Below are 21,721 nucleotides of genomic sequence, written 5' to 3'. Positions count from 1 at the left end.
AGCTGGCCAAGCGCCTGCACCAGCCCGAACCCGGTCTCGGAATCGAAGCCGAGCGCGTGACCCTCTACCACGCGGCCGTCGGCGCGGTGCAGCCAGACCGACTCCGCCTCGGTGATGAGGTAGCCGATCGTGAGCACCAGGCCGTCATCGATCACGACGCCATTGCCGGCGCGTTCGGTGCCCAGCGTCTCGGCACTGAAGGCATCCGGCGGGATGATGGCGTGCAGGCCGACGACGGATGCGAGCGCACGGTCGAGATCGAAACCGTAGTCGCCCGCACGCGGCTGATTGGCCGGCGGCACTCTCCATTCGGTCAGGGCGGGCATGGAGTTCTCCTGGCTGAGTGCATCGCTCCGCGATTGCGGAGGAGCGGCGCGCGAAGCACGTATAATTTAGGCTGGCGGCGGCCGTCTTGAAAGGCTCGTTCCCAACTATTCCGGAGGAGGCCGCGTGAAATCTTCGCAAGGGGCGGGAACGGTCCGTGCACCGGAGGCAGGCGGCCACTCATTCCGGCCCCGGCCGCATGGCTGCTGTCCCGCGAGGTGCTAGGCGGAGTGCAATGAAGCTGCTACCGATTGTCGCTTCGTTTGACCAAGAGATCACGGATCGAAGCATGGATAACCGCAGCGACATCTGGCGTGGCGTCGACACGATCAAGGCGCGTTTCATCGACCTCAGCGACAAGGTCTGGGGTATGCCCGAGGTGTGCTACACCGAGGCACGGTCCGCCGCCGAACATCTCGCCGAGCTGCGTCATCAGGGTTTCCGCATCACGGAGAAGGTCGCCGGCATTCCCACCGCGGTGATGGGCGAGTGGGGCGAGGGCGGTCCGGTCATCGCCTTCATGGGAGAATATGACGCGCTGCCCGGCCTCAGCCAGGAAGCGGGTGTCGCCGAGCATCGTCCGGTCGAAACCGGCGGGCACGGCCATGGCTGCGGTCACAATCTGCTCGGTTCCGCCGCACTGCTCGCCGCGACCGCGGTGAAGGACTGGCTCGCCGAAAACAAGGTGCCCGGCCGCGTGCGCTATTACGGCTGTCCGGCCGAGGAAGGCGGCGCGGCAAAGGCCTTCATGGTGCGTTCCGGTGCGTTCGAAGACGCCGACATCGCCATCACCTGGCATCCGCACAGCTTCTGGGAGGTCGCGGTGACGCCGTCGCTCGCCAACACGCGCGCGGACTTCATCTTCACCGGCCGCACCTCGCATGCCGCGGCCTCGCCGCATCTCGGCCGTTCCGCGCTCGATGCGGTGGAGCTGATGAATGTCGGCGTCAACTACATGCGCGAGCACATGCCGAGCGATGCGCGCGTGCATTATGCGCTGCTCGACACCGGCGGCATCGCTCCCAACGTTGTCCAGGCCCATGCGCGGGTGCGCTATTCGATCCGCGCCCGCGATCTTCCCGGCATGAACGAACTGGTTGGACGCGTGAGCAAGATCGCCGAGGGTGCGGCGCTGATGACCGAGACCAAGGTCGAGATGAAGATCATCTCCGCGGTCTCCAACATCCTGCCGAACACCCCGCTGGAGCAGGCGCTGCACCGGGTCATGGAAGAGCTCGGACCGCCGCATTTCGACGACGCGGACAAGAGCTTTGCCGGCGAGATCCGCGCGACGCTGAGCGACAAGGACATCGCGTCGGTCTATTACGCGATCGGCATGGAGCCGACCGATCGGCCGCTGGCCGACTTCCTGGTGCCGCTCGATGCCAAGCGCAATCCGCTGGTCGGCTCGACCGATGTCGGCGACGTCAGCTGGGTGGTGCCGACCGTGCAGGTTCACGCACCCACGGTTGCAATCGGAACGCCCTTCCACACCTGGCAAGTGGTGGCGCAGGGCAAGAGCCCGCATGCCCACAAGGCCATGGTGCAGGCGGCCAAGGCGATGGCCGGTCTCGGCATCAAGGCGCTGATGGATCCGGAGTTGATCAAGGCCGCCAAGGCCGATCTGGAAAAGCGGACGGCCAAGACTCCGTATGTCTGTCCGCTGCCGGATCATGTTGAGCCGCCGCTCGACATGTCCGTCGCGTAGAATTTCGCCTCGATACTTCGTCTGATCCGGCGAACAAATTTTTCGCACTGCAGCGTGCAATCCAGCATGTTTTGATGCTGGATTGCCGAACAGATGGGCTGCAGAACGCAGTTTTGCCCAACAGACAGCCAGAAGACCGTTTGCATACACACGGTCCCAGTTGACGCGCCCCCCATTCGGTGTGCCATCTACTGCCAGCCAAATGGGCAGCCGCGTTGCGCGGCCGCTCTCATCACTATGGGAACCAGACGGGGGACAACCATGCTGGACAAAGAACTGCGTTCGATGATCGGCCAAGTGAAGGACGGGCGGATGGATCGCCGCGCCTTCATCACGCGCATGGCCGCGGTCGGTCTCACCGCTCCCCTGGCCAACCAGATCCTCGCGCTCGGCGGCGTCGCGATGGCCGAGGGGGCCTCGACCTACAAGCCGACCAAGCGTGGCGGCGGCGGTGCGCTGAAGCTGCTGTGGTGGCAGGGCCCGACCTTGCTCAATCCGCATTTCGCCACCGGCACCAAGGACCAGGACGGCTCGCGCCTGTTCTACGAACCGCTCGCGTCCTGGGATCCCGAAGGCAACATGAAGCTGGTTCTGGCGGCCGAGATTCCCTCGCTCCAGAATGGCGGGCTCGCCGCTGACGGCAAATCGGTGACCTGGAAGCTCAAGCCCGGCGTCAAATGGCACGACGGCAAGCCGTTCTCCGCCGACGACGTCGTGTTCAACTGGGAATATGCCAGCGATCCCGCGACTGCAGCCGTCACCATCGGCACCTACCGCGACATCAAGGTCGAGAAGATCGACGATCTCACGGTGCGCATCGTCTTCAACAAGCCGACGCCCTTCTGGGCCGATGCTTTCGTGGGCGCTCCCAATACCATCATCCCCAAGCATCTGTTTGCGGACTACAAGGGCGCCAAATCCCGCGAGGCTCCGAACAACCTGTCGCCGGTCGGCACCGGTCCCTACAAATTCGTGGAGTTCAAGCCCGGCGATCTCGTGCGCGGCGTGATCAATCCCGATTACCACATGCCGAACCGCCCCTACTTCGACACCCTGGAAATGAAGGGCGGCGGTGACGCCGTTTCGGCCGCACGCGCGGTGATCCAGACCGGCGAATACGATTTCGGCTACAACATCCAGGTCGAAGACGATGTGCTGCTGCGCCTGGAGAAGGGCGGCAAGGGCAAGGCCGTCTACGCCGTGGGCGGCGACACCGAGTTCATCGCGCTCAATTTCACCGACCCCAATACCGAGGTCGACGGCGAGCGATCCTCGATGAAGACCAAGCACCCGCTGTTCTCCGATCCGGCGGTGCGCAAGGCGCTATCGATGCTGGTCGACCGCGAGTCGGTCAAGAAGGCGATCTACGGCCGCGCCGGCCGCACCACCGCCAATTTCCTCAACGGGCCCGAGAAGTTCGTGTCCAAGAACAACACCTGGGAATTCAACGTCGAGAAGGCGGCGAAACTCCTCGACGACGCCGGCTGGAAGCCGGGCGCGGACGGCATCCGCGAAAAGGACGGCAAGAAGCTGAAGCTTCTGTACCAGACCTCGATCAACGGCCCGCGCCAGAAGACCCAGGCCATCGTCAAGCAGGCCTGCCAGAAGGCGGGCATCGACGTCGAGCTGAAGTCGGTGGTCGCCTCGGTGTTCTTCTCCTCGGACGTCGGCAATCCCGATACCTATCCGAAGTTCTATGCGGACCTGGAGATGTTCCAGATCCCCATGAGCCAGCCGGATCCGTCGCAGCACATGCGCCGCTATACGTCGGACAGGGTGGCGACCAAGGAAAACAAGTGGCAGGGCACCAATTATCCGCGCTGGGTCAACAAGGACTACGATGCGATCATCGCAGCGGCGGAAGGCGAAATGGACCCGATCAAGCGCGCCGAGTTCTACATCAAGGCCAATGATCTCTTGATCAAGGAAGTCGTGTTCATTCCCGTGCAGCATCGTCTCAAGGTGGAAGCCGCGGCCAACAACCTCGTCTGCATCGTCAGCGGCTGGGCCAACGAGACCGACAATTTGTTCGACTGGTACCGGGAGGCGTGATCGCGCGGGCGTAATCGGGATACTTCCCTATGAGTCAATACGTCCTGCGTCGTCTGCTGATCGCGATTCCCAGCCTGCTGGGAATCTCGGCCGTGCTGTTCTTCGTGCTGGCGCTCGCGCCCGGCGATCCCTTCTCGGAACTGGCGACCAATCCGAACGTCCCGCCCGAAGTGCAGGCCGCGCTTCGGGCCAAGTTCGGCCTCGACGATCCGATCTACCTTCGTTACGTCCACTGGCTCAACGCCATGCTGCACGGCGATTGGGGTTTCTCCTTCGTCAGCCGGATGGACGTCGACAAGCTGATCCTGCAGCGCCTGCCGACCACGCTCTTCGTGATCGGCTCGGCGCAGATCCTGGCGCTGCTGATCGCGATCCCGGTCGGTGTCTATGCCGCGACCAAGCCGTATTCGCTGTTCGACCAGATCGCCAACACGCTCGCCTTCGTCGGCTTCTCGCTACCGACCTTCTTCACCGGCATCCTGTTCATCCTGATCTTCTCGGTCACGCTGGACTGGCTGCCGTTCGTCTATACCACCGACATCAAGGGCACCGGCATTCATTGGGCGCTGGAGATGATCCGTCAGGCGATCATGCCGGTGGCGGTGCTCGGCCTGTTCCAGGCGGCGTCGATGACGCGCTTCGTGCGCTCGGCGATGCTGGATGTGATCCGGCTCGACTACGTCACCACGGCACGCGCCAAGGGCCTCGGCCAGGCCAAGGTCATCGTCAAGCACGTGATGCGCAACGCCATGATCCCGGTCGTGACGCTGATCGCGCTGCAGATTCCCGCCGTGTTCGGCGGCGCCATCGTCACCGAGCAGATCTTCCGCATCCCCGGCATCGGCTCGCTGCTGATCTCTTCGATCCTGTCCAACGACACGCCGGTGGTGATGGCCGTGACCTTCGTCTTCGCGTGCCTGGTCGTGCTGTTCAATCTCATCGCGGACGTTCTTTATGGCTGGCTTGACCCTCGCATCTCCCTCCGCTGAGCGGCGCGTCTACTCGCCCTGGCGCGAGACGTGGCGGCGTTATAGCCGCCACAAGCTCGCCGTGGTCAGCGCCTTCTTGCTGCTTGTCCTCATTCTCGCCGTCCTGCTCGGGCCCTTCCTTTGGCGTGTGAAGATGAGTGACATCGACATCGTCGCGGGCCTGCAAGGGCCCTCGCTCGCCCATCCGTTCGGCACCGACGACCTCGGTCAGGACATTCTGGCGCGCATGATCTATGGCGGCCGCATCTCGCTCGCGGTCGGCCTCGCAGCGATGCTGGTCTCCGTCTTCATCGGCACGCTGATCGGCGCGCTCGCCGGCATGTCGCGCGGCGCGCTCGGGCATGGATTGATGTGGCTCACGGATTTGTTCCTGTCGCTGCCGCAACTGCCGCTGCTGCTGCTGCTGATCTATCTGTTCCGCGACGGGCTGAAGCAGGTATTCGGTCCCGAAGGCGGCATCTTCATCCTGATCGTGCTCGTGATCGGGGGCCTGCGCTGGATGCCGGTGGCGCGGCTGGTGCGCGCGCAGTTCCTGTCGATCCGCGAGAAGGAGTTCGTCGAGGCCGCACGCGCGCTCGGCGCCAGCCCGGTGCGGCAGGTGGTGCGGCATATCCTGCCCAATGCGCTCGGCCCGGTGATCATCGCCGGCACCATCGACGTCGCCGCCGCGATCATCGCGGAATCGACGCTGTCCTTCCTCGGCCTGGGCTTCCCGCCGGATACGCCGACCTGGGGCCGGCTGCTGTATGACGCCAAGGACTTTCTCGACATTGGCCCGCATTGGGCGCTGTTTCCGGGCGGCGCGATCTTCATCGCGGTGGTCGCCATCAACTTCATCGGCGACGGCCTGCGTGACGCGCTCGATGCGCGACGGGTGATCTGATGGCGCCGCTGCTCGAGATCAAGGGATTGAAAACCCACTTCTCCACCGACGATGGCATCCTGCAGGCCGTCGACGGCGTCGATATCTCCATCAACCGTGGCGAGACGCTCTGCGTCGTCGGCGAATCCGGCTGCGGCAAGACCGTGACCGCGATGTCGATCCTGAAGCTGATCGCGATGCCGCCGGGCCGCATCGCGGCGGGGCAGATCATCTTCGAGGGTCGCGATCTCGTGCCTTTGACGAGCAACCAGCTCGACGAGATCAGGGCCAAGGAGATCGGCTTCATCTTCCAGGAGCCGATGACCTCGCTCAACCCGGTGCTCACCATCGGCGAGCAGATCGCCGAGAGCCTGCGCCGCCACGAGGCGGTGACCAGGAAGCAGGCGCTCGAGCGCACCATCGAGATGCTGAAGCTGGTGCAGATCCCCAACGCCGAAGGCCGCGTGCACAATTATCCGCACCAATTCTCCGGCGGCATGCGCCAGCGCGTGATGATCGCGATGGCGCTGGCCTGCAAGCCGAAGCTGATCATCGCCGACGAGCCGACCACCGCGCTCGACGTCACCATCCAGGCGCAGATCCTCGACCTCTTGCAGGACATGAAGGAGCGCTTCGGCATGGCGGTGATGCTGATCACCCATGCCATGGGCGTCGTCGCCGAGACCGCGCAGCGCGTCGTCGTGATGTATGCCGGCAAGGTGGTGGAGGAAGCACTCGTCGATGATCTCTTCGGTCATCCCGGCCATCCCTATACGCAAGGGCTGATCCGCTCGATCCCGCGCATCGATCTCGACAGCGAGCACAAGACGCGGCTCGAGGCGATCGGCGGTTCGGTGCCGATCCTGATCAATCCGCCGGTCGGCTGCCGCTTCGCGCCGCGCTGCAAGTTTGCCATGAATGTCTGCACTGAGAAGGAGCCGCTGCTGCGTGAGATCGCGCCCGGTCACCGCATGGCCTGTCATCTCGGCGATCCGAACCTGGGAGCCGCCTCATGAGCGAGCCCTTGCTGCAAGTCTCCAACCTGAAGAAGCATTTCCCCGTGCTCGGCGGCCTGTTGTCGCGCCAGGTCGGCACCGTCTATGCCGTCGACGGCGTGTCGTTCTCGGTCAACCGCGGCGAGACGCTCGGTCTCGTCGGCGAATCCGGCTGCGGCAAGTCGACCACGGGACGCTGCGTGCTGCGCCTGATCGAGCCGACCGACGGCGAGGTCACCTTCGACGGCCAGGACGTGCGTCAGCTCGGCGGCAATGATCTGCGCGCGATGCGGCGGAACATGCAGCTGGTGTTCCAGGATCCGTTCGCCTCGCTCAATCCGCGCATGACGGTCGGTGCCATCCTCGGCGAGGCGCTGATCATCCACAAGCTCGGATCCTCGGCAAAGGAGCGCGAGGAGCGCGTCGCTAGCCTGCTCGTCAAGGTCGGGCTCAAGGCCGAGCACATGCGGCGTTATCCGCATGAATTCTCCGGCGGCCAGCGCCAACGCATCGTGATCGCGCGCGCGCTCGCGGTCGAGCCGAAGCTGATCGTCTGCGACGAGCCGGTCTCCGCGCTCGACGTCTCGATCCAGGCCCAGGTGATCAATCTCCTGGAAGACCTCCAGGCCGAGCTGAACCTCACCTATCTCTTCGTCGCGCACGACCTCTCCGTGGTCGAGCACATCTCCGACCGCGTTGCGGTGATGTATCTCGGCCGCATCGTCGAGCTCGCCAAGGCCAGCGATCTCTACCGCAATCCGCAGCATCCCTACACCAGGGCGCTGCTGTCGGCGGTACCGGTGCCCGATCCCAAGCTCAAGCGCGAGCGCATCCGCCTCAAGGGCGACGTGCCGAGCCCGATGAAGCCGCCGTCGGGCTGTCACTTCCACACCCGCTGTCCGATCGCGCAGCCGCGCTGCGCCGAGAGCGCGCCGGTGCTGAAGGAAGGTGCGGGCGGACACTTCGTGGCGTGCCATCTGGCCTGACGCCGTCAGCGATTTCAAGGGATCGGCGCGGAGAGGGGAACGAGAGGCAGATGCAGGACGCCGGTCTCGCCGCAGCGGAAGCGCAGCCGCTTTCGATTCGAACCACGGACGTCGGCACCGATGCGCGCCGGGCGCTGTGGGGATCCGCGCTGGGCTACGCGATGGATGGGTTCGATCTTCTCATCCTCGGCTTCATGCTGACCGCGATCTCTAAAGATCTCCATCTGACGCAGCCGCAGGCCGCCTCGCTGGTGACCGCAACACTGGTCGGCGCGGTGCTCGGCGGCTTCATCTTCGGCCTGCTGTCCGACCGGCTCGGTCGCGTCCGCGTCCTGACCTGGAGCATCGTCCTGTTCGCAGTCTTCACCGGACTCTGCGCCCTGGCCCAGGGCTATTGGGATCTCATGATCTATCGGGCCATCGCGGGCGTCGGGCTCGGCGGAGAATTCGGCATCGGCATGGCGCTGGTCGCCGAGGCCTGGCCGTCGGACAAGCGGGCGCGGGCGACCTCCTATGTCGGCCTCGGTTGGCAATTCGGCGTGCTCTGTGCGGCGCTGGTGACGCCGATTCTCCTGCCCCTCATTGGCTGGCGCGGCATGTTCGCGATCGGGCTGTTTCCGGCTCTTGCCGCCTATGTGATCCGGCGCAGGCTGCACGAGCCCGACATCTTCCTGGCACATCGGGCCACGGCCACGGATGCCATCGCCTCGCTTCGCGCGCTGGTCGCCGACAGAGAGACGACAAAGATCAGCCTTGCCATGGTCATCCTCTGCTCGGTGCAGAATTTCGGCTATTACGGCATCATGATCTGGCTGCCGAACTATCTCTCGACCCGGTTCGGCTATGGTCTCACCCAATCGGCAGTCTGGACCTCGGTCACCATTGCCGGCATGGCGCTCGGCATCTTCCTGTTTGGCCACGCGGCCGATCGGTTCGGCCGCCGCCCTGCGTTCCTAGTCTACATGCTGGGTGCGGCAATCATGGTGCTGGTCTATTCGCAATTGACCGCCGCAATGGCGCTGCTGGTCGGCGGAGCCGTGATGGGCTTCTTCGTCAACGGCATGCTCGGCGGCTACGGCGCGCTCATGAGCGAGCTCTATCCGACCGCCGCTCGGGCGACCGCACAAAACGTGTTCTTCAATATCGGCCGCGCGGTCGCGGGATTCGGTCCGCTGGTGGTTGGCCTGATCAGCGCGTCTTACGGCTTTCCGACGGCGATCGCTGCTCTGGCGCTGCTCTATTTGCTCGATGTCGTGGTGCTGCTCGCGCTGGTTCCCGAGCGGCGCGGCGCGGAGCTTGCCTGATCCGGCGTCCGCTCACGGCGCCTCGAGCAGGCCATACTTCATGAGCGCCTCCCTGAGAGCCTCCGGCGTGGTGTGATGATGCGCCAGGAGGCCGGCTTCTTTCGCCCCTGCGCAATTCTGCGCGAGGTCGTCGATGAAGAGAGCGGTCTCGGGCGCCACCTGCAGCTCGGACAGGCACAGACGATAGCAGCGCGGGTCCGGCTTCGCCGTCTTGAAGCGCGCGGAGGCATAGATCCGGGAGCCGAACAGCGGCCGCAGCTCCGGTAGCAGCGTGTCGATGTGGTCCGCGACCAGCGTGGTGTTGTTGGTCAGCACGGCAATATCGACGGTCTCGCGCAAGCTCGCGGCGATCTCCAGCATCGCCTCATTCGCCCGCATCGAGCGGCGCCGCGCCTCGACCCATTCGTCGAGCGAGAGCGGATAGCCCAAGCGCTCGCCGAAGCCGCGCAGATAGTCCGCGGCATCGAGCGCGCCGCAATCGCCGAGCGCCTCGAAGCCGCTCTCCCAGATCGCCGCGTGGACGAACTCGCTGGTCGATCCCGCAAGCTCCGCCAGATGCGCGACGCGTTTTGCCCGGTCGTACTGGCAGAGCACATTGTCCATGTCGAAGAGGACGAGCTTGATCGCATCGGTCACGGCAGCACTCTCGGATCGGCCGAACATCCGGCCGCGGTCGCAGTCATAACCGGCCGGAGCGCGTGCGACAAATTCCGTAGATGCTCACTGGGGCTGCGATGCGCGCCGGCGGGCCAGTTGGTGCAGCACCGTGTCGACGGCCGGCACCGCCCCGGTCTCGCGCAGCCACGTGTCGGCCAATTCCCTCAATTCGCCCGGTGTCAGGCCGAATTTGCGGCGGAATGCGCGGATGAAGGTGGAATCGCTGCTGAACCGGATGTCGACGGCGAGTTCGATCAGACGGACGTCCTGAGCGGACGGCGATATCAATCGCTGGAATGCAAGATTAAGCCGCTGCTCCTGCACATAATGAGCAAGTCCGCCTTCGGCCTCGAGCAGCCGGTAGAGGGTCGCGCGCGAGATATGGAAGTGGCGGCAGAGTTCTTCGCTGGTGAGCGCATCTGTTTCGAGATTGTTGGCGATGTGGCGCTTGATCATCGTGAGGTAGAGATGGCGCTCGGCGCGATCGAGGCCCGCGACGATTTCAGCCGTCCCGCCAGCCGCAGCCGCCACGAGATCGGCGATCGCCTCGACCGTGGCTTCGGCATTGCCGGTCCCGCTATCCGTCTCGAACGGCGAGCCAAGCGCGGCGTAGTGGCGGGCGAGCAGGCGGGCATGAGGGTGGTCCGACGGCAGCAGGGTCGCGGTCGCCGCATCCGGATGTGCCAGCCGCGGCGCCAGCATCGCGCGCTGCAGGACGATCGTCATGAGGTGGGTGCGGCCGCCGCCGGCGCGCAGCGCGGTCCGGTTCGGTTGCGCCATGTCGATGAGAGCGATGTCGCCGGGCCGCAGCGTGACCTCGCGCCGGCCCGAGCTGAACAGCATCTCGCCTGCGATGCAGAGGGTGATCTGAAAATGATCCATGACGCCGCGGGCGACATGCGCGGGCGTGCGGTCATAGTCCTGGTCGGAGGAGAGCGTGTCGATCAGCAAGGCGTTGCGGGTCATCCATGTCATCGTGGTGACATGGAAATCATCCTCCGCGGTGCGCGGAATGACCTCGCAGATGTCGACCGTCGCGGCCCGCAACCGCGCGAGCGCGTCGGGACCGCGGCCGGGATTGTCCGCCACCATGCTCGCGGTCAACGCTGTATCGTCCACATCCCCTCACGATCGGGAAGACCGCATGCAACTCATTCTCGATATCGGCGGCAAACCGATGTCAGGTCTGGATGTAGCCATTCGGATATCGGCGCGCAAGCGAATGCGGGCAGGATAGCGCGGTCTAACATATGCAACTAATGCGAGAATTGCGTGGATTTTGTCCGGCTGAGACGCCGGGCACATCGTCTGGCCCGCCGTCCTGTTAGAGATTCTTCTCGTTGCTGGAGTGCGAGCGCGCCACGCGGGAGTCGCGCTGTTGGAATGAGGTTACGGCGTGGGGTCGATGGGAATGAAGTGCGCCGATCGTCGGCAACCTCCGCGCAGATGCGGGACACTGAGAGGTTGCGGGATGCTCGTCATCCTGGTCCTGCCCTATCTCGGCTCGACCTCCGCCAGCCGTGCGCAAATCGACAATTACGGACTTTGGACCGCAATCAACAGCACGCCGGGGCAGGTGATCGAGTTCGGCACGCGGAGCAACGCTCCGATCGGGTCCGCGATCGCGACGAACGCATATCCTATCAGCGCGGTGTTTTCGGCCGACGGCCGCTTCGCCTATGTCGTTGCCATGTCCGGCGCGGTGGACGTCATCGACGTCGTCGGCCGGACGGTTGTCGCGACCATACCCGTCGCCGGATCGCCGGCAGGATTGGCGCTCAGCCCTGACGGCTCGAGCCTCTACGTGACGTCCTCTGCGGCCAATTCGGTCACGGTGATTTCCACCGCGACCAATCTCGTGGTCGGTTCACCCATCGCAGTTGGTGTAATCCCTTTCGGCGTTGCCGTCTCGCCGGACGGCACCAGGATTTATGTGGCCAACCAGGGCTCCGCAAGCGTTTCGATCATCGACGCTGCATCGAAAGCCGTGATCGGCTCGGTCGCAGTCGGAAACAGCGCCTCCGGGATCACAGTGTCTCCGGATGGAGGCCGCATCTACGTGGCCAATCAATCCGGTAGCGTCACGGTGATCGATGCGACATCGCAATCGGTGGTGACGACGATTTCGGTCTCCGGACTCCCCCTGATTGTCGCGGTCAGCCCGGATGGGTCGCGGATCTATGTGACGACGCAGCTTCAACAGCTCGTGGTGATCGATGCTCTGACGAACACCGTCACCGCAAACGTAGCCCTGCCCAGCCACAGCGTCGGGGTGACCGTGACGCCCGACGGAAGTCGAGCCTACATCACGACCGGCGCGGGGTTTTACGTGCTGGATACCGCCACGAACACGATCATAGCCTCCCCGTCCATTCCGATCGTGGACAACGGCACTTCCGGTACAGCTTTCATTGGGCCGAACGTCATCGTTGCGGCGGGTGGGGCGGTCTCAATTGGCAGCGACGCAGCGCTCTCAGCGCTGGGTTTCGGGCAATACGTCAATTTCAATGGTGGTGCGCTGCGCTTCACGGGGGCTTTCAGCACCGCGCGGACGATTTCCCTGCTGGCGGGCGGCGGCACGATCGACACCAACGGCTTCGACGCAACCTTATCTGGACAGATCATCAACACGGGATCCCTGACCAAGGCGGGGCTGGGCACGCTGACGTTGACCGGAGCCAACACCTACAGCGGCGGAACCTTCGTCAACGGCGGTACGCTGGCCTTGAGCGGTGCCGGCACACTGGGCGACGTCGGCGGGACGACCACGGTCAACAGCGGTGCCACGCTTGATCTGGGCAGCACGACGCAGACCCAGAGCGTGGTCAACCTCAGCGGCGGCACGATCCGCAACGGTAATCTGAACGCGCCCATCACGTCGACCGGAGGCGTCCTCAACGGCATCGGCGGGACTGCGAGCCTGACGACGACGGCCGGCTTCACCATGTTGCTCGGCAACATCGGCTATACGGGAGCCACGGCCGTGAATGGCGGAGTGCTCGACGTCGAAGGAACCATCACCGGCACCTCTTCCGTCACGGTGAATGCCGGTGGCGTGCTGATGGGAGCGGGCACGATCGATCCGCTGTTGGTAACGATCGCCGGTGGTGGCACCTTCGCGCCCGGCAATGGTACGCCCGGCAGCGTGACGAGCATCGTCGGTGATCTCGCCCTGCAATCGGGCGCGATCTATCGGGTCCAGGTCAATCCATCGGCGGCGTCCTCCGCGAACGTATCCGGCACCGCCATTCTTGGCGGCGCCACCGTGAACGCGGTATTTGCGGCCGGCAGTTATATCGAGAAGAGATACACCATCCTCAGCGCGGGCGGCCTCTCGGGGGCCTTTGCCTCGACAGTTGCCAGCAGCAATTTGCCGGCGAACTTCACGACCGATCTCAGCTACGATGCGAACAATGCCTATCTCAACCTGTCGCTCGCCTTCGTCCCGCCGCCGGCGTCCGGCCTGAATGGCAATCAGCGGGCGGTGGCGAATGCATTGGTCCACTCCTTCGATGTCAACGGCGGTATCCCGCTGACCTACGGCCGCATGACCGCGGCAGGACTGACGCAAGCCTCCGGCGAGCAAGGCACGGGCACGCAGCAGACGACGATCAGCGCGATGAGCCAGTTCATGGGCCTGCTCACGGACCCCTTCGCGCAACGGGAGGGCCGGACGGGCCCGCCGAACAGTGCGGCTGGATTTGCCGAAGACAGCGAACCAGGCGCCTATGCCGCAGGCCGGCGCACCGACGCGTTCGCCATGCTCGCCAAGGCGCCGACGCAGAGATTTGCGCAGCGTTGGAGCGTGTGGGCGGCCGGCTTCGGCGGATCGCAATTGACCAATGGCAATGCGACGGACGGCTCCAGCGACATGACGAGCCGCATCGCGGGTACCGCGGTCGGCGCGGATTATTGGCTCGCGCCGAGCACGAAACTGGGCTTCGCGCTCGCCGGCGGCGGCACCGGCTTCGACGTGAACGGTCTCGGCTCCGGCCGCTCCGACCTGTTCCAGGCCGGCGCCTATCTGTCCCATGCGAACGGCCCGGCCTATGTCTCCGCCGCGCTGGCCTATGGCTGGCAGAGCATCACCACTGATCGCACGGTGACCATCGCCGGCGCCGATCGCCTGCGCGCCGCGTTCGATGCCAATGCGTATTCCGGTCGTCTCGAAGGCGGCTATCGCCTGGTTGCGTCGTGGGTCGGCGGAATCGGCCTCACGCCTTATGGCGCGATGCAGTTCACGACCCTCGATCTCCCAGGTTATGCCGAACAGGCGGTCTCCGGCTCGACGGCGTTCGCCTTGAGCTACGCCGCGAAAAGCATGACCGACAGCCGCAGCGAGCTCGGCCTGCGTACCGACCGGTCCCTTGCGTTGGCAGATGGCGTGATGACGCTGCGCGGCCGTGTCGCCTGGGCACATGATTTCAATCCCGATCGTGCGGCCGCCGCGACCTTTCAGGCGCTACCGCTCGCAAGCTTCGTCGTCAACGGCGCAGCGCAAGCTCGCGATGCCGTGCTCACGACGGCTTCGGCCGAGATGAAATGGACAAGCGGCTGGTCGATGGCGGCGACGTTCGAAGGCGAGTTCTCCAGCGTCACCCGCAGCTACGCCGGCAAGGGCAGCCTTCGCTACGGCTGGTGAGCGCCGTCATTCCTCCAGCGTGAAGCCGATGCGCAGCGTCACCTGAAAGTGACGCACGGCGCCGTTCTCGACATGGCCGCGCGTCTGCACGACCTCGAACCATTTGATGTCGCGGACGGTCTTGGCGGCGCGGCTGATTGCGTTCTTGACCGCGTCCTCGATCGATGTCTCGGACGATCCGACGAGGTCCAGGATCTTGTAGACGTGGTCTTTCTCAGCTGCAGACATGATGGCCTCCTCGGTTGCGCTGCGGCACGCACCGGCGCGGCGTGCTCCCCAACTGAACGAGCGCCAGGCGGTCCAGTTCCCGCCTGCGCGATGGCTTGCATGCGCCGGCCGAGGTGGAGCGGGCAGCGTCCGCCTGCTAAGCGCTGTCCATGGATTCGGCGCGACGCGACAGGACGATCGGCTCTCTCTGCCTCTGCGTGACGGCGTTCGGCTGGGCGCTGAACTGGCCGCTGATGAAGCTGCTGCTGCAACAATGGCCGCCCTTGTTCGCGCGCGGACTTGCGGGCGTTTGTGCCTCGCTCATCCTCGGTGCCCTTGTGCTGAGTCGGAAGGAATCGTTCGCCGTTCCGCGCGAGGCGATCCCGCGGCTGCTGTTCGCGACCTTCACCAACGTCTTTGCCTGGATGGGGCTCGGCACGGTCGCGATGAAATATGTCACGGTGAGCGAGGGCGCACTGCTCGCCTACACCATGCCGATCTGGGCGATGCTGTTCGCCTGGCCGGTGCTGCACACGCGGCCGACCCTGCGGGACATCTTCGGGCTCGTCCTCGGCGTCGCCGGCGTCGCGCTGCTGCTGAGCGGCAACGGTTTTGCGTTCAGCGCCGACAAGCTGCTGGGTATTGTGCTGGCGTTGTCTTGCGCCATCCTGTTCGCGCTCGGCAACGTGCTCAACCGCAAGCCGCTGCCCATGCCGCCGCTGGTCGTCGTCGCCTGGCAGGTCGGGCTCGGCTGCGGCACGATGCTGGTCCTCGGCGTGTTGTTCGAGCGTCCCGACATCACCGCAATCACCCCGCTGGGGCTCGGCTGCTTCCTCTACATGACATTGGTGCCGATGGGCGTCTGTTACGTCACCTGGTTCGAGACGTTGCGCCGCCTGCCGCCGACCACGGCCTCGACCGGCATGCTGATCGTGCCCGTGATCGGGGTGGTCTCGGCCGCCATCATCCTCGGCGAGCCGCTGGGCTACCGCGAATGGACAGCGATGGCACTCACGCTCAGTGGCGTGACGCTGGCGTTGCAGCGGGGTAAAGTTCAGTAACCGCCCGGGGTACGGAGGCGCGAGGAATGGTTTTCAAATCGCCCGCTGGCATGGGATGCCGCGGTTGCCCGCGTGACGACGGCTGAGCTAAGCTCCGGGCATGTCATGGCATTTTCGAGTGCGGTGATGATCGACCGTTGGATGGGCGGCACTCTGGTTGCGATCGGCCTCGGCGTGCTGTCTGCGCCTGGCATCGCGCAGGACGAGCTCGATGGCGCGCCGGCGAGCATGGCGCTGCAGGTCACAACCGATCCTTCCACCATCGCCTGCCGCCGGCTCGACGCGGTCAATCAAGCTCCGCTGGTGTTTCTGCCGTTGAGACGGACGTTCAGCGAGGATTTTGACGAGCATCCCCTGTCGAACGGACGTTGGGTCCCGCATTATGCGGGCGGAGCGGCCTGGCCGGAGGCGCGCTATTGGGGCGGTGACGGCTCCGACTTCAAGCGCAAGACCAGCGCCAATGGCGAGCAGCAGATCTACGTCGACCCCCGTTATGCCGGTCGTGCGGCAGCGCCGCTCGGGCTCGATCCGTTCAGGGTGAAAGACGGTGTGTTGTCGATCATCGCCAGCCGTACGCCGCCGGAACTAAAATCGGTGCTGTTCAACAACGAGTACATTTCGGGCATCCTGACGACCCAGGGCACCTTCGCCCAGAAGCACGGCTATTTCGAAATCCGTGCCAAGGTGCCGGTCGGCCATGCGGTGTGGCCGGCGTTCTGGATGCTGGCGGACGACGGCGGTTGGCCGCCCGAGGTCGACGTTCTCGAGGGGCGCGGCGGGCGGCCGGGAGATCTCGTGATGACGACGCATTGGCGGATTCCTTCGACCCAGAAGATCCAGTCCTGCGGCTTCGATTTCGCGGTCGACGATGCCTCGCGCGCCTTCCACAATTACGGTGTGCTGTGGCAGGAGGATCGCCTGGTCTATTTCATCGACCGCAGGCCGGTCTCCGACATCAAGGTACCGATCGGCTTCGACGATCCCATGTACATGATCGTCAATCTGGCGATCGGATCGAAGTTTTTTCCGGGCGTCAGTCAGGTCGATGCCGAATCGCCAGCGAGCGTCGCGTTCGAGATCGACCGGATTTCCGCCTATCAGATCAATATGGAGCAAGCGCGGAGATAGAAGCCTAATCGCATCATCGCCGGCTCCGCGACCTACGGATCCAGCTCCGTATCCCAGTAGAGATAATCCAGCCAGCTGTCGTGCAGATAGTTCGGCGGAAACAGGCGGCCGTTGCGGTGGAGCTGGTGGACGGTCGGCGCAAAGGCGCTCTGGCGCGGAAACATCTTTGCCTGCGCCGGCGTCAGATTGCCCTTGCGCAGATTACAGGGCGAGCAGGCCGCGACCACGTTCTCCCAGGTGGTCTGGCCGCCCTTGCTGCGCGGGATGATGTGATCGAAGGTGAGGTCTTCGGGCGAGCCGCAATATTGGCAGGCGAAACGATCGCGCAGGAAGACGTTGAACCGGGTGAAGGCCGGGTGCGTGGTCGGCTTGACGAAGGATTTGAGCGAGACGACGCTCGGCAGCTGCATCTGCAGCGTCGGACTGTGGACCGCCTGATCGTAGTGAGCGACGATGTTGACGCGGTCGAGGAACACCGCCTTGATCGCGTCTTGCCACGACCAAAGAGACAGCGGGTAGTAACTCAGCGGCCGGAAGTCCGCATTCAGCACCAACACCGGCCAACTGCCTTGCGAGACATGTGCGTTCAAGTAACGCTCCCGGCCTCCAATATACGCTGCGAAGCAGCATGTCCTGACATACTACATGCAGCGTGACGGGATTGTGAAGCCCGTTGAGCGACTTATTCAGGCGCAAGCAATACGGCGGCGGGGTGGCGAAGCCGCTCAAAAAGCCGCGATTTGGGGGAGGTACGCGCCTGGCGCGGAACCGCCGCTTACCGCGCGTCGTGATTTGCCGTGGAGCTACTCCCGTACCCGCTCCAGCTTCTGCAGACAGCGTGTGGCGCGCACCATGGCCGGCATCTCCTCGTCAGGAAAGCTCGTCTTCCAGTCGGTGACGCCGACCTCGCCGACATAGATGTCGCCTTTCGAATCCAGCGCGATGCCGTGGGGTGCCAGGAATTTGCCGCTGGAAATGCCGGGGCCCTCCTCGCCGCCGAGCCGCGCAATGCGCTTGCCCTTGGCATCCACGATCGACAGCCGCGGACCGAGATTGGGCACCTTGCGGTTGACGGCCATGCCGGGACCGAGCTCGCCGATCACGAAGGTCGGGCTCTTCGCCCCGCCGCAGCAGCACAGCGCACATGGGCGGTGAAGGTTGTTCCACTGCGTCTCGTACTTGCCTTCCCCGTCGAACACCTGCACGCGATGGTTCTCGCGGTCGGCGACATAGACCCAGCCGTCGGCATCGGTGGCGATATTGTGCACGATGTTGAACTGGCCGGGATCGGTGCCGGGCTCGCCCCAGCTCCTGATCAGCTTGCCGTCGGGGGTGAATTTGTGCACGCGGGCATTGCCATAGCCGTCAGACACGTAGATTTCGCCCTTCGGCGACAGCGCGGTGTGGGTGCAGCGGTGGAACGGATCGCCGCTCATGAAAGCCGCAGGCTTTGCGGGGATACCGATCGTCAGCAGCACCTTGCCGTCGGTGGTGCATTTGCGCACGGTATGGTCGCCGTCATCCGTGCAATAGAGATTGTCGTCTGCATCGATGTGCAGGCCGTGCGCGCGCGAGAACAGCCCTTCGCCAAAGCTGCGCAGGAAATTGCCGTCGCGGTCCAGCACCACCATCGGATGGGCGCCGCGGTTGAAGACGTAGACGCGGTCCTTGCTGTCGACTGCGACGGAAGCGACGTCGGTGAGCTGCCAGCCGTCCGGCAGCTTTGCGAAATTGTCGACGACGCGGTAGCGGTGCTCGCCGCTGCCGAGGATGGCTGGCATTGATCTCTCCTCTTGTCATTCCGGGGCGCGACGAAGTCGCGAGCCCGGAATCCATTTGGCCGCGGGTCCCGGAGTTTCCATGGATTCCGGGTTCGCGCTGACGCGCGCCCCGGAATGACGATTGCGGTTACGTCCGCCCCAAAACCCCTTCCTCGATCGCCTTGATCTGCAGCGCGAGATATTTCGAGTTGATGCGGCACTGCGCGAGGCTCCCGGCGATGAACCACAGGCCGGGCTGTGCCGTGCGCGTATACATGTTGCGCAGCTCGAAGCCGTCGCCAAAACCCCAGATCGGGCCGACGCGGTCGGCGACCGCATCCCCGAACAGTTTTCGCACGAGAACTTCCTGCGGCTTGTAGCCGGTGGAGAGCACGATGAGATCGGCGGCAACGATCGAGCCGTCCTTCATCCGCGCGCCGTCGGCGACAAAACCATCGATATCGTCGAACTGCCTGAGCTTGACCTTGCCCTCTGCGATCAAATTGGAGCAGCCGACGTTGAAATAGTAGCCGCCGCCGCGGGTGAGGTATTTGAATTGCCATCCCGTGCCGGCCTCGCCGAAGTCGAGCCTGAAGCCGACGCGAGAGAGGCCGTCGAGCAGCTCCTTGTCGAGCTGCTTCGATTGCTCGGTCAGCATCACATGGGTCTTCTTCGCGAGCGGCGTCGGCATCGAGGCGGCGATCAAATCGTTGTCCTCGAGCGTGCCTTCATTGTAGGTGGCGTAAGCAAGTTGCGCCGACGGCTCGATGTTGGTGACGAGTGTGGGCGAGCGCTGCACCAGCGTGACCTCGGCGCCGCTGGAATAGAGATCCTGCGCGATGTCGTGGCCGCTGTTGCCGGTGCCGATGACGATCGCGCGCTTGCCGGTCCACCTCTCGCCGTCCTCGTAGCGGCTGGAATGCAGCAGCGTGCCCTTGAAATTGTCGAGGGTCGGGATGGCAGGGATGTTCGCGATGCCGCTGACGCCGGTGGCCATGATCACGTGCCGCGGATGCATGGTGCGCTTGCCGCCGTCGGTGCGGCGCAATGTGACCGTCCAGCGTCCCTCGGCCTCGTCATAGCTGCCGTCCTCGAACGCGGTGCCGGTCCAGAAATTCAGCTCCATCGCATCGACGTAAGCCTCGAACCAGTTGGCGAGCTTGTCCTTGGGGATGTAGGTCGGCCAGTTCGGCGGAAACGGCATGTAGGGCAGGTGATTGACCTGCACCTGGTTGTGCAGGGTCAGCGCGTGATAGCGCTTGCGCCAATTGTCGCCGATGCGCGCCTCGCGATCGACGATCAGCGTGTCGACCTGCAACTGCTTCAGCCGCGCTGCGATCGCAAGCCCGGCCTGGCCGCCGCCCACGACCAGCACGGCCGGATCGCGCTTCGCATAGTCCCGCGAGGCGTTGCGCAGATCGAGCCAGTTCGGCCCGCGGAAATCGCGGGAATAGGCCTGGCCGCGCGGGCGCGATCTGCCGAGTTGCTCCTCAAAGCCCTTTAGCTCGTCGAGCGTAGTCAGAAGTGTCCACGCCTTCAGCCGATCGCCGTCGGTGCTGTCAGGAAGAAGCCGAATGATGCCGCTGCCGCGTCCGATCGCGGTTTCGAAATTGAAGATCGCCTCGATGGTATTGGTGCCGGCGCGCGTCACCCAGCGCGGTGGTGCGCGGTCGGGCGCGATCTTAAAATGGGTGGGCGCCGTCTTGGGCGCGAGCGCAGTCAGCGCTGGCGTGATCGTCTCGCGGCCGGCGAGTGTTTGCAGGTTCCAGCTCAGCGCCAGCGCGTCGCGCCAAAAGCTGTCGGCGAGGAAGAGGTGGTCCAGCGCGGCGGGTTCGGGCTCGCCGAGCAGGCGCTCGAATTCATCGAGCCAGGCTTGCGTGGCGACGGAAATATCCTTCGTCCTGTCCAGCATGCGACCTCGTGCCGTCTTCGCGGCGTTTCCTCTGAGGTCGAAGGCTATACGGCTTCGTCGCCCGCCAAAAGCCGCGGAGCCGAGCGAGGCAGGCATGCGGCCTTGCCCGGACGGAATATGGGCCGGCAGTCCGCTCGCGCCGATCCGGCCTTGAGACTGGCTAAGCGCCCGGCCTTCGGTCCGCCCAATAAGGATCGCGCAGCTTGCGCTTGAAGATCTTGCCAGTTGCCTCGCGGGGCAACGCATCCAGGAACTGGATCTCCTTCGGCACCTTGAAGTTGGCGAGCCGCGCGCGCAGAAAGGCCTGCACCGCGGCGGCGGAGAGCGGCTCGGCCTGATCGGGCTCGATGCAGGCGCACAGCCGCTCGCCATATTCGGCGTCGGGGATGCCGAACACGGCGCAATCACGCACGCCCGGCATTCCGATCAGCGCGTTCTCGATCTCGGCGGGATAGATGTTGACCCCGCCCGAGATCACCATGTCGCGCTTGCGGTCGCACAGGAACAGATAACCGTCCTCGTCGAGATAGCCGACGTCGCCCACGCTGACGAGACCGTCGCGCCCCGCCTCGGCCCTGGCCTGCGCCTTGCCGTGATAGTCGAAGTCGGGGACCGCGGTCTGGCGCATGTAGATTTCGCCGATCTCATTGACGTCGCAGAGGCTGCCGTCGTCGCGAAAAATCTTGACGATGCCGCCGTCGATGGCGCGGCCGACCGTGCCGGGCTTCTTCAGCGCCTCCTCGGCGGAGTGCCACACCGGGATGCCGGTCTCGGTCGAGCCGAAATACTCGTTGATGACCGGTCCCCACCATTCGATCATGGCCCGCTTGACCTCGGGCGGGCAGGGCGCGGCGCCGTGCACGACGAAACGCAGCGAGGAGAGATCGTAGCGCTGCCGGACCGCCTCGGGCAGGCGGAGCAGGCGCACGAACATGGTCGGCACCATGTGGATGTGGGTGACGCGGTGGCCCTCGATCAGCGCCAGCAGTTCCTCGGCGTCGAACCGCGCCTGGAGGACGATGGTGCAGCCGTTGCGGAATGCCATCATGCCGTAGGAGTGCGGCGCCGAGTGATACATCGGCCCGTTGATCAGCACGATTTGGCCCTCGCGCGGCTTGATGCCATAGGCGATGG

Annotated in this window: 17 protein-coding genes and 1 pseudogene; 10 read left to right on the top strand and 8 right to left on the bottom strand. The window is 64.7% G+C overall.

What is annotated here, in order from left to right; genetic code table 11:
• Positions 1-326 (bottom strand): annotated as a pseudogene (locus SE92_RS20185) (S1C family serine protease); the annotation flags it as partial.
• A gap of 287 nt (positions 327-613) precedes the next feature.
• Between SE92_RS20185 and SE92_RS20180 the strand changes: the two are divergent.
• The 7 genes from SE92_RS20180 to SE92_RS20150 all read left to right on the top strand — a co-directional run bounded on the left by SE92_RS20180 (position 614) and on the right by SE92_RS20150 (position 9,220).
• Complete coding sequence (locus SE92_RS20180; RefSeq protein WP_063197790.1) at positions 614-2,032, top strand: M20 family metallopeptidase; 1,419 nt, start codon at positions 614-616, stop codon at positions 2,030-2,032.
• 261 nt (positions 2,033-2,293) lie between these two features.
• Positions 2,294-4,084, top strand: a complete 1,791-nt coding sequence (locus SE92_RS20175; protein WP_063197787.1) for a peptide ABC transporter substrate-binding protein — start codon at positions 2,294-2,296, stop codon at positions 4,082-4,084.
• Between the two features lie 29 nt (positions 4,085-4,113).
• Positions 4,114-5,073, top strand: coding sequence for an ABC transporter permease (locus SE92_RS20170; protein WP_063197785.1), 960 nt, complete (start codon positions 4,114-4,116; stop codon positions 5,071-5,073).
• Entirely contained in the window at positions 5,039-5,956 is a 918-nt protein-coding gene (locus SE92_RS20165) for an ABC transporter permease (protein ID WP_063197783.1), read from the top strand. The genes SE92_RS20170 and SE92_RS20165 overlap by 35 nt, the downstream gene beginning before the upstream one ends.
• Complete coding sequence (locus SE92_RS20160; protein ID WP_063197780.1) at positions 5,956-6,951, top strand: ABC transporter ATP-binding protein; 996 nt, start codon at positions 5,956-5,958, stop codon at positions 6,949-6,951. Before SE92_RS20165 ends, SE92_RS20160 begins: the two co-directional genes overlap by 1 nt.
• Positions 6,948-7,916, top strand: coding sequence for an ABC transporter ATP-binding protein (locus tag SE92_RS20155; protein WP_063197779.1), 969 nt, complete (start codon positions 6,948-6,950; stop codon positions 7,914-7,916). Before SE92_RS20160 ends, SE92_RS20155 begins: the two co-directional genes overlap by 4 nt.
• A 50-nt stretch (positions 7,917-7,966) precedes the next feature.
• Positions 7,967-9,220, top strand: coding sequence for an MFS transporter (locus SE92_RS20150; protein WP_245324654.1), 1,254 nt, complete (start codon positions 7,967-7,969; stop codon positions 9,218-9,220).
• 12 nt (positions 9,221-9,232) lie between these two features.
• On the opposite strand, the gene SE92_RS20145 is transcribed toward SE92_RS20150, so the two are convergent.
• Both SE92_RS20145 and SE92_RS20140 read right to left on the bottom strand, forming a co-directional pair.
• A complete protein-coding gene (locus SE92_RS20145; RefSeq protein ID WP_063197777.1) occupies positions 9,233-9,883 on the bottom strand; it encodes an HAD family hydrolase in 651 nt (216 codons plus the stop codon).
• A gap of 57 nt (positions 9,884-9,940) precedes the next feature.
• On the bottom strand, positions 9,941-10,996 hold the full coding sequence (locus tag SE92_RS20140) for a helix-turn-helix domain-containing protein (RefSeq protein ID WP_245324652.1): 1,056 nt from the start codon (positions 10,994-10,996) through the stop codon (positions 9,941-9,943).
• A 352-nt stretch (positions 10,997-11,348) separates the two neighbouring features.
• Here SE92_RS20140 and SE92_RS20135 point away from each other — a divergent pair, with 352 nt between their 5' ends.
• Positions 11,349-14,519 (top strand): autotransporter domain-containing protein, encoded by a 3,171-nt coding sequence (locus SE92_RS20135; protein WP_063197773.1) that lies wholly within the window; start codon positions 11,349-11,351, stop codon positions 14,517-14,519.
• 6 nt (positions 14,520-14,525) lie between these two features.
• Here the strand turns inward: SE92_RS20135 and SE92_RS20130 are convergent, their stop codons facing one another.
• Positions 14,526-14,747, bottom strand: coding sequence for a dodecin (locus SE92_RS20130; RefSeq protein WP_063197771.1), 222 nt, complete (start codon positions 14,745-14,747; stop codon positions 14,526-14,528).
• A 149-nt stretch (positions 14,748-14,896) separates the two neighbouring features.
• Here SE92_RS20130 and SE92_RS20125 point away from each other — a divergent pair, with 149 nt between their 5' ends.
• Positions 14,897-15,787 carry a DMT family transporter gene (locus tag SE92_RS20125; RefSeq protein ID WP_063197770.1) on the top strand — a complete coding sequence of 297 codons (891 nt, stop codon included), beginning with the start codon at positions 14,897-14,899 and terminating at the stop codon, positions 15,785-15,787.
• 126 nt (positions 15,788-15,913) lie between these two features.
• Entirely contained in the window at positions 15,914-16,915 is a 1,002-nt protein-coding gene (locus tag SE92_RS20120; RefSeq protein WP_063197767.1) for a glycoside hydrolase family 16 protein, read from the top strand.
• Positions 16,916-16,947: 32 nt separating this feature from the next.
• Here SE92_RS20120 and SE92_RS20115 read toward each other — a convergent pair whose 3' ends face one another.
• The 4 genes from SE92_RS20115 to SE92_RS37175 all read right to left on the bottom strand — a co-directional run.
• A complete protein-coding gene (locus tag SE92_RS20115) occupies positions 16,948-17,505 on the bottom strand; it encodes an HNH endonuclease (RefSeq protein ID WP_008142962.1) in 558 nt (185 codons plus the stop codon).
• A gap of 213 nt (positions 17,506-17,718) precedes the next feature.
• Complete coding sequence (locus SE92_RS36765; RefSeq protein ID WP_063197765.1) at positions 17,719-18,696, bottom strand: peptidyl-alpha-hydroxyglycine alpha-amidating lyase family protein; 978 nt, start codon at positions 18,694-18,696, stop codon at positions 17,719-17,721.
• 127 nt (positions 18,697-18,823) lie between these two features.
• Complete coding sequence (locus tag SE92_RS20105; protein WP_063197764.1) at positions 18,824-20,587, bottom strand: flavin-containing monooxygenase; 1,764 nt, start codon at positions 20,585-20,587, stop codon at positions 18,824-18,826.
• Positions 20,588-20,747: 160 nt separating this feature from the next.
• Positions 20,748-21,721 (bottom strand): AMP-binding protein (locus SE92_RS37175; protein WP_245324650.1); only part of this gene is annotated, 974 nt, incomplete at its 5' end.

It is taken from the genome of Bradyrhizobium sp. AT1 (genome assembly GCF_001590795.1).
In the GTDB taxonomy this organism is placed as follows: domain Bacteria; phylum Pseudomonadota; class Alphaproteobacteria; order Rhizobiales; family Xanthobacteraceae; genus Bradyrhizobium.
Note: the sequence above shows the minus strand (reverse complement) of the source record. Positions and strands in the feature narration are given on the sequence as shown.

Excerpts from the sequence above, each read along its gene's own strand:
- SE92_RS20180 (WP_063197790.1), top strand. The coding sequence starts at position 614 with ATGGATAACCGCAGCGACATCTGGCGTGGCGTCGACACGATCAAGGCG.
- SE92_RS20175 (WP_063197787.1), top strand. The coding sequence starts at position 2,294 with ATGCTGGACAAAGAACTGCGTTCGATGATCGGCCAAGTGAAGGACGGG.
- SE92_RS20170 (WP_063197785.1), top strand. The coding sequence starts at position 4,114 with ATGAGTCAATACGTCCTGCGTCGTCTGCTGATCGCGATTCCCAGCCTG.
- SE92_RS20165 (WP_063197783.1), top strand. The coding sequence starts at position 5,039 with ATGGCTGGCTTGACCCTCGCATCTCCCTCCGCTGAGCGGCGCGTCTAC.
- SE92_RS20160 (WP_063197780.1), top strand. The coding sequence starts at position 5,956 with ATGGCGCCGCTGCTCGAGATCAAGGGATTGAAAACCCACTTCTCCACC.
- SE92_RS20155 (WP_063197779.1), top strand. The coding sequence starts at position 6,948 with ATGAGCGAGCCCTTGCTGCAAGTCTCCAACCTGAAGAAGCATTTCCCC.
- SE92_RS20150 (WP_245324654.1), top strand. The coding sequence starts at position 7,967 with ATGCAGGACGCCGGTCTCGCCGCAGCGGAAGCGCAGCCGCTTTCGATT.
- SE92_RS20145 (WP_063197777.1), bottom strand. The coding sequence starts at position 9,883 with ATGTTCGGCCGATCCGAGAGTGCTGCCGTGACCGATGCGATCAAGCTC.
- SE92_RS20135 (WP_063197773.1), top strand. The coding sequence starts at position 11,349 with ATGCTCGTCATCCTGGTCCTGCCCTATCTCGGCTCGACCTCCGCCAGC.
- SE92_RS20130 (WP_063197771.1), bottom strand. The coding sequence starts at position 14,747 with ATGTCTGCAGCTGAGAAAGACCACGTCTACAAGATCCTGGACCTCGTC.
- SE92_RS20125 (WP_063197770.1), top strand. The coding sequence starts at position 14,897 with ATGGATTCGGCGCGACGCGACAGGACGATCGGCTCTCTCTGCCTCTGC.
- SE92_RS20120 (WP_063197767.1), top strand. The coding sequence starts at position 15,914 with ATGATCGACCGTTGGATGGGCGGCACTCTGGTTGCGATCGGCCTCGGC.
- SE92_RS36765 (WP_063197765.1), bottom strand. The coding sequence starts at position 18,696 with ATGCCAGCCATCCTCGGCAGCGGCGAGCACCGCTACCGCGTCGTCGAC.
- SE92_RS20105 (WP_063197764.1), bottom strand. The coding sequence starts at position 20,587 with ATGCTGGACAGGACGAAGGATATTTCCGTCGCCACGCAAGCCTGGCTC.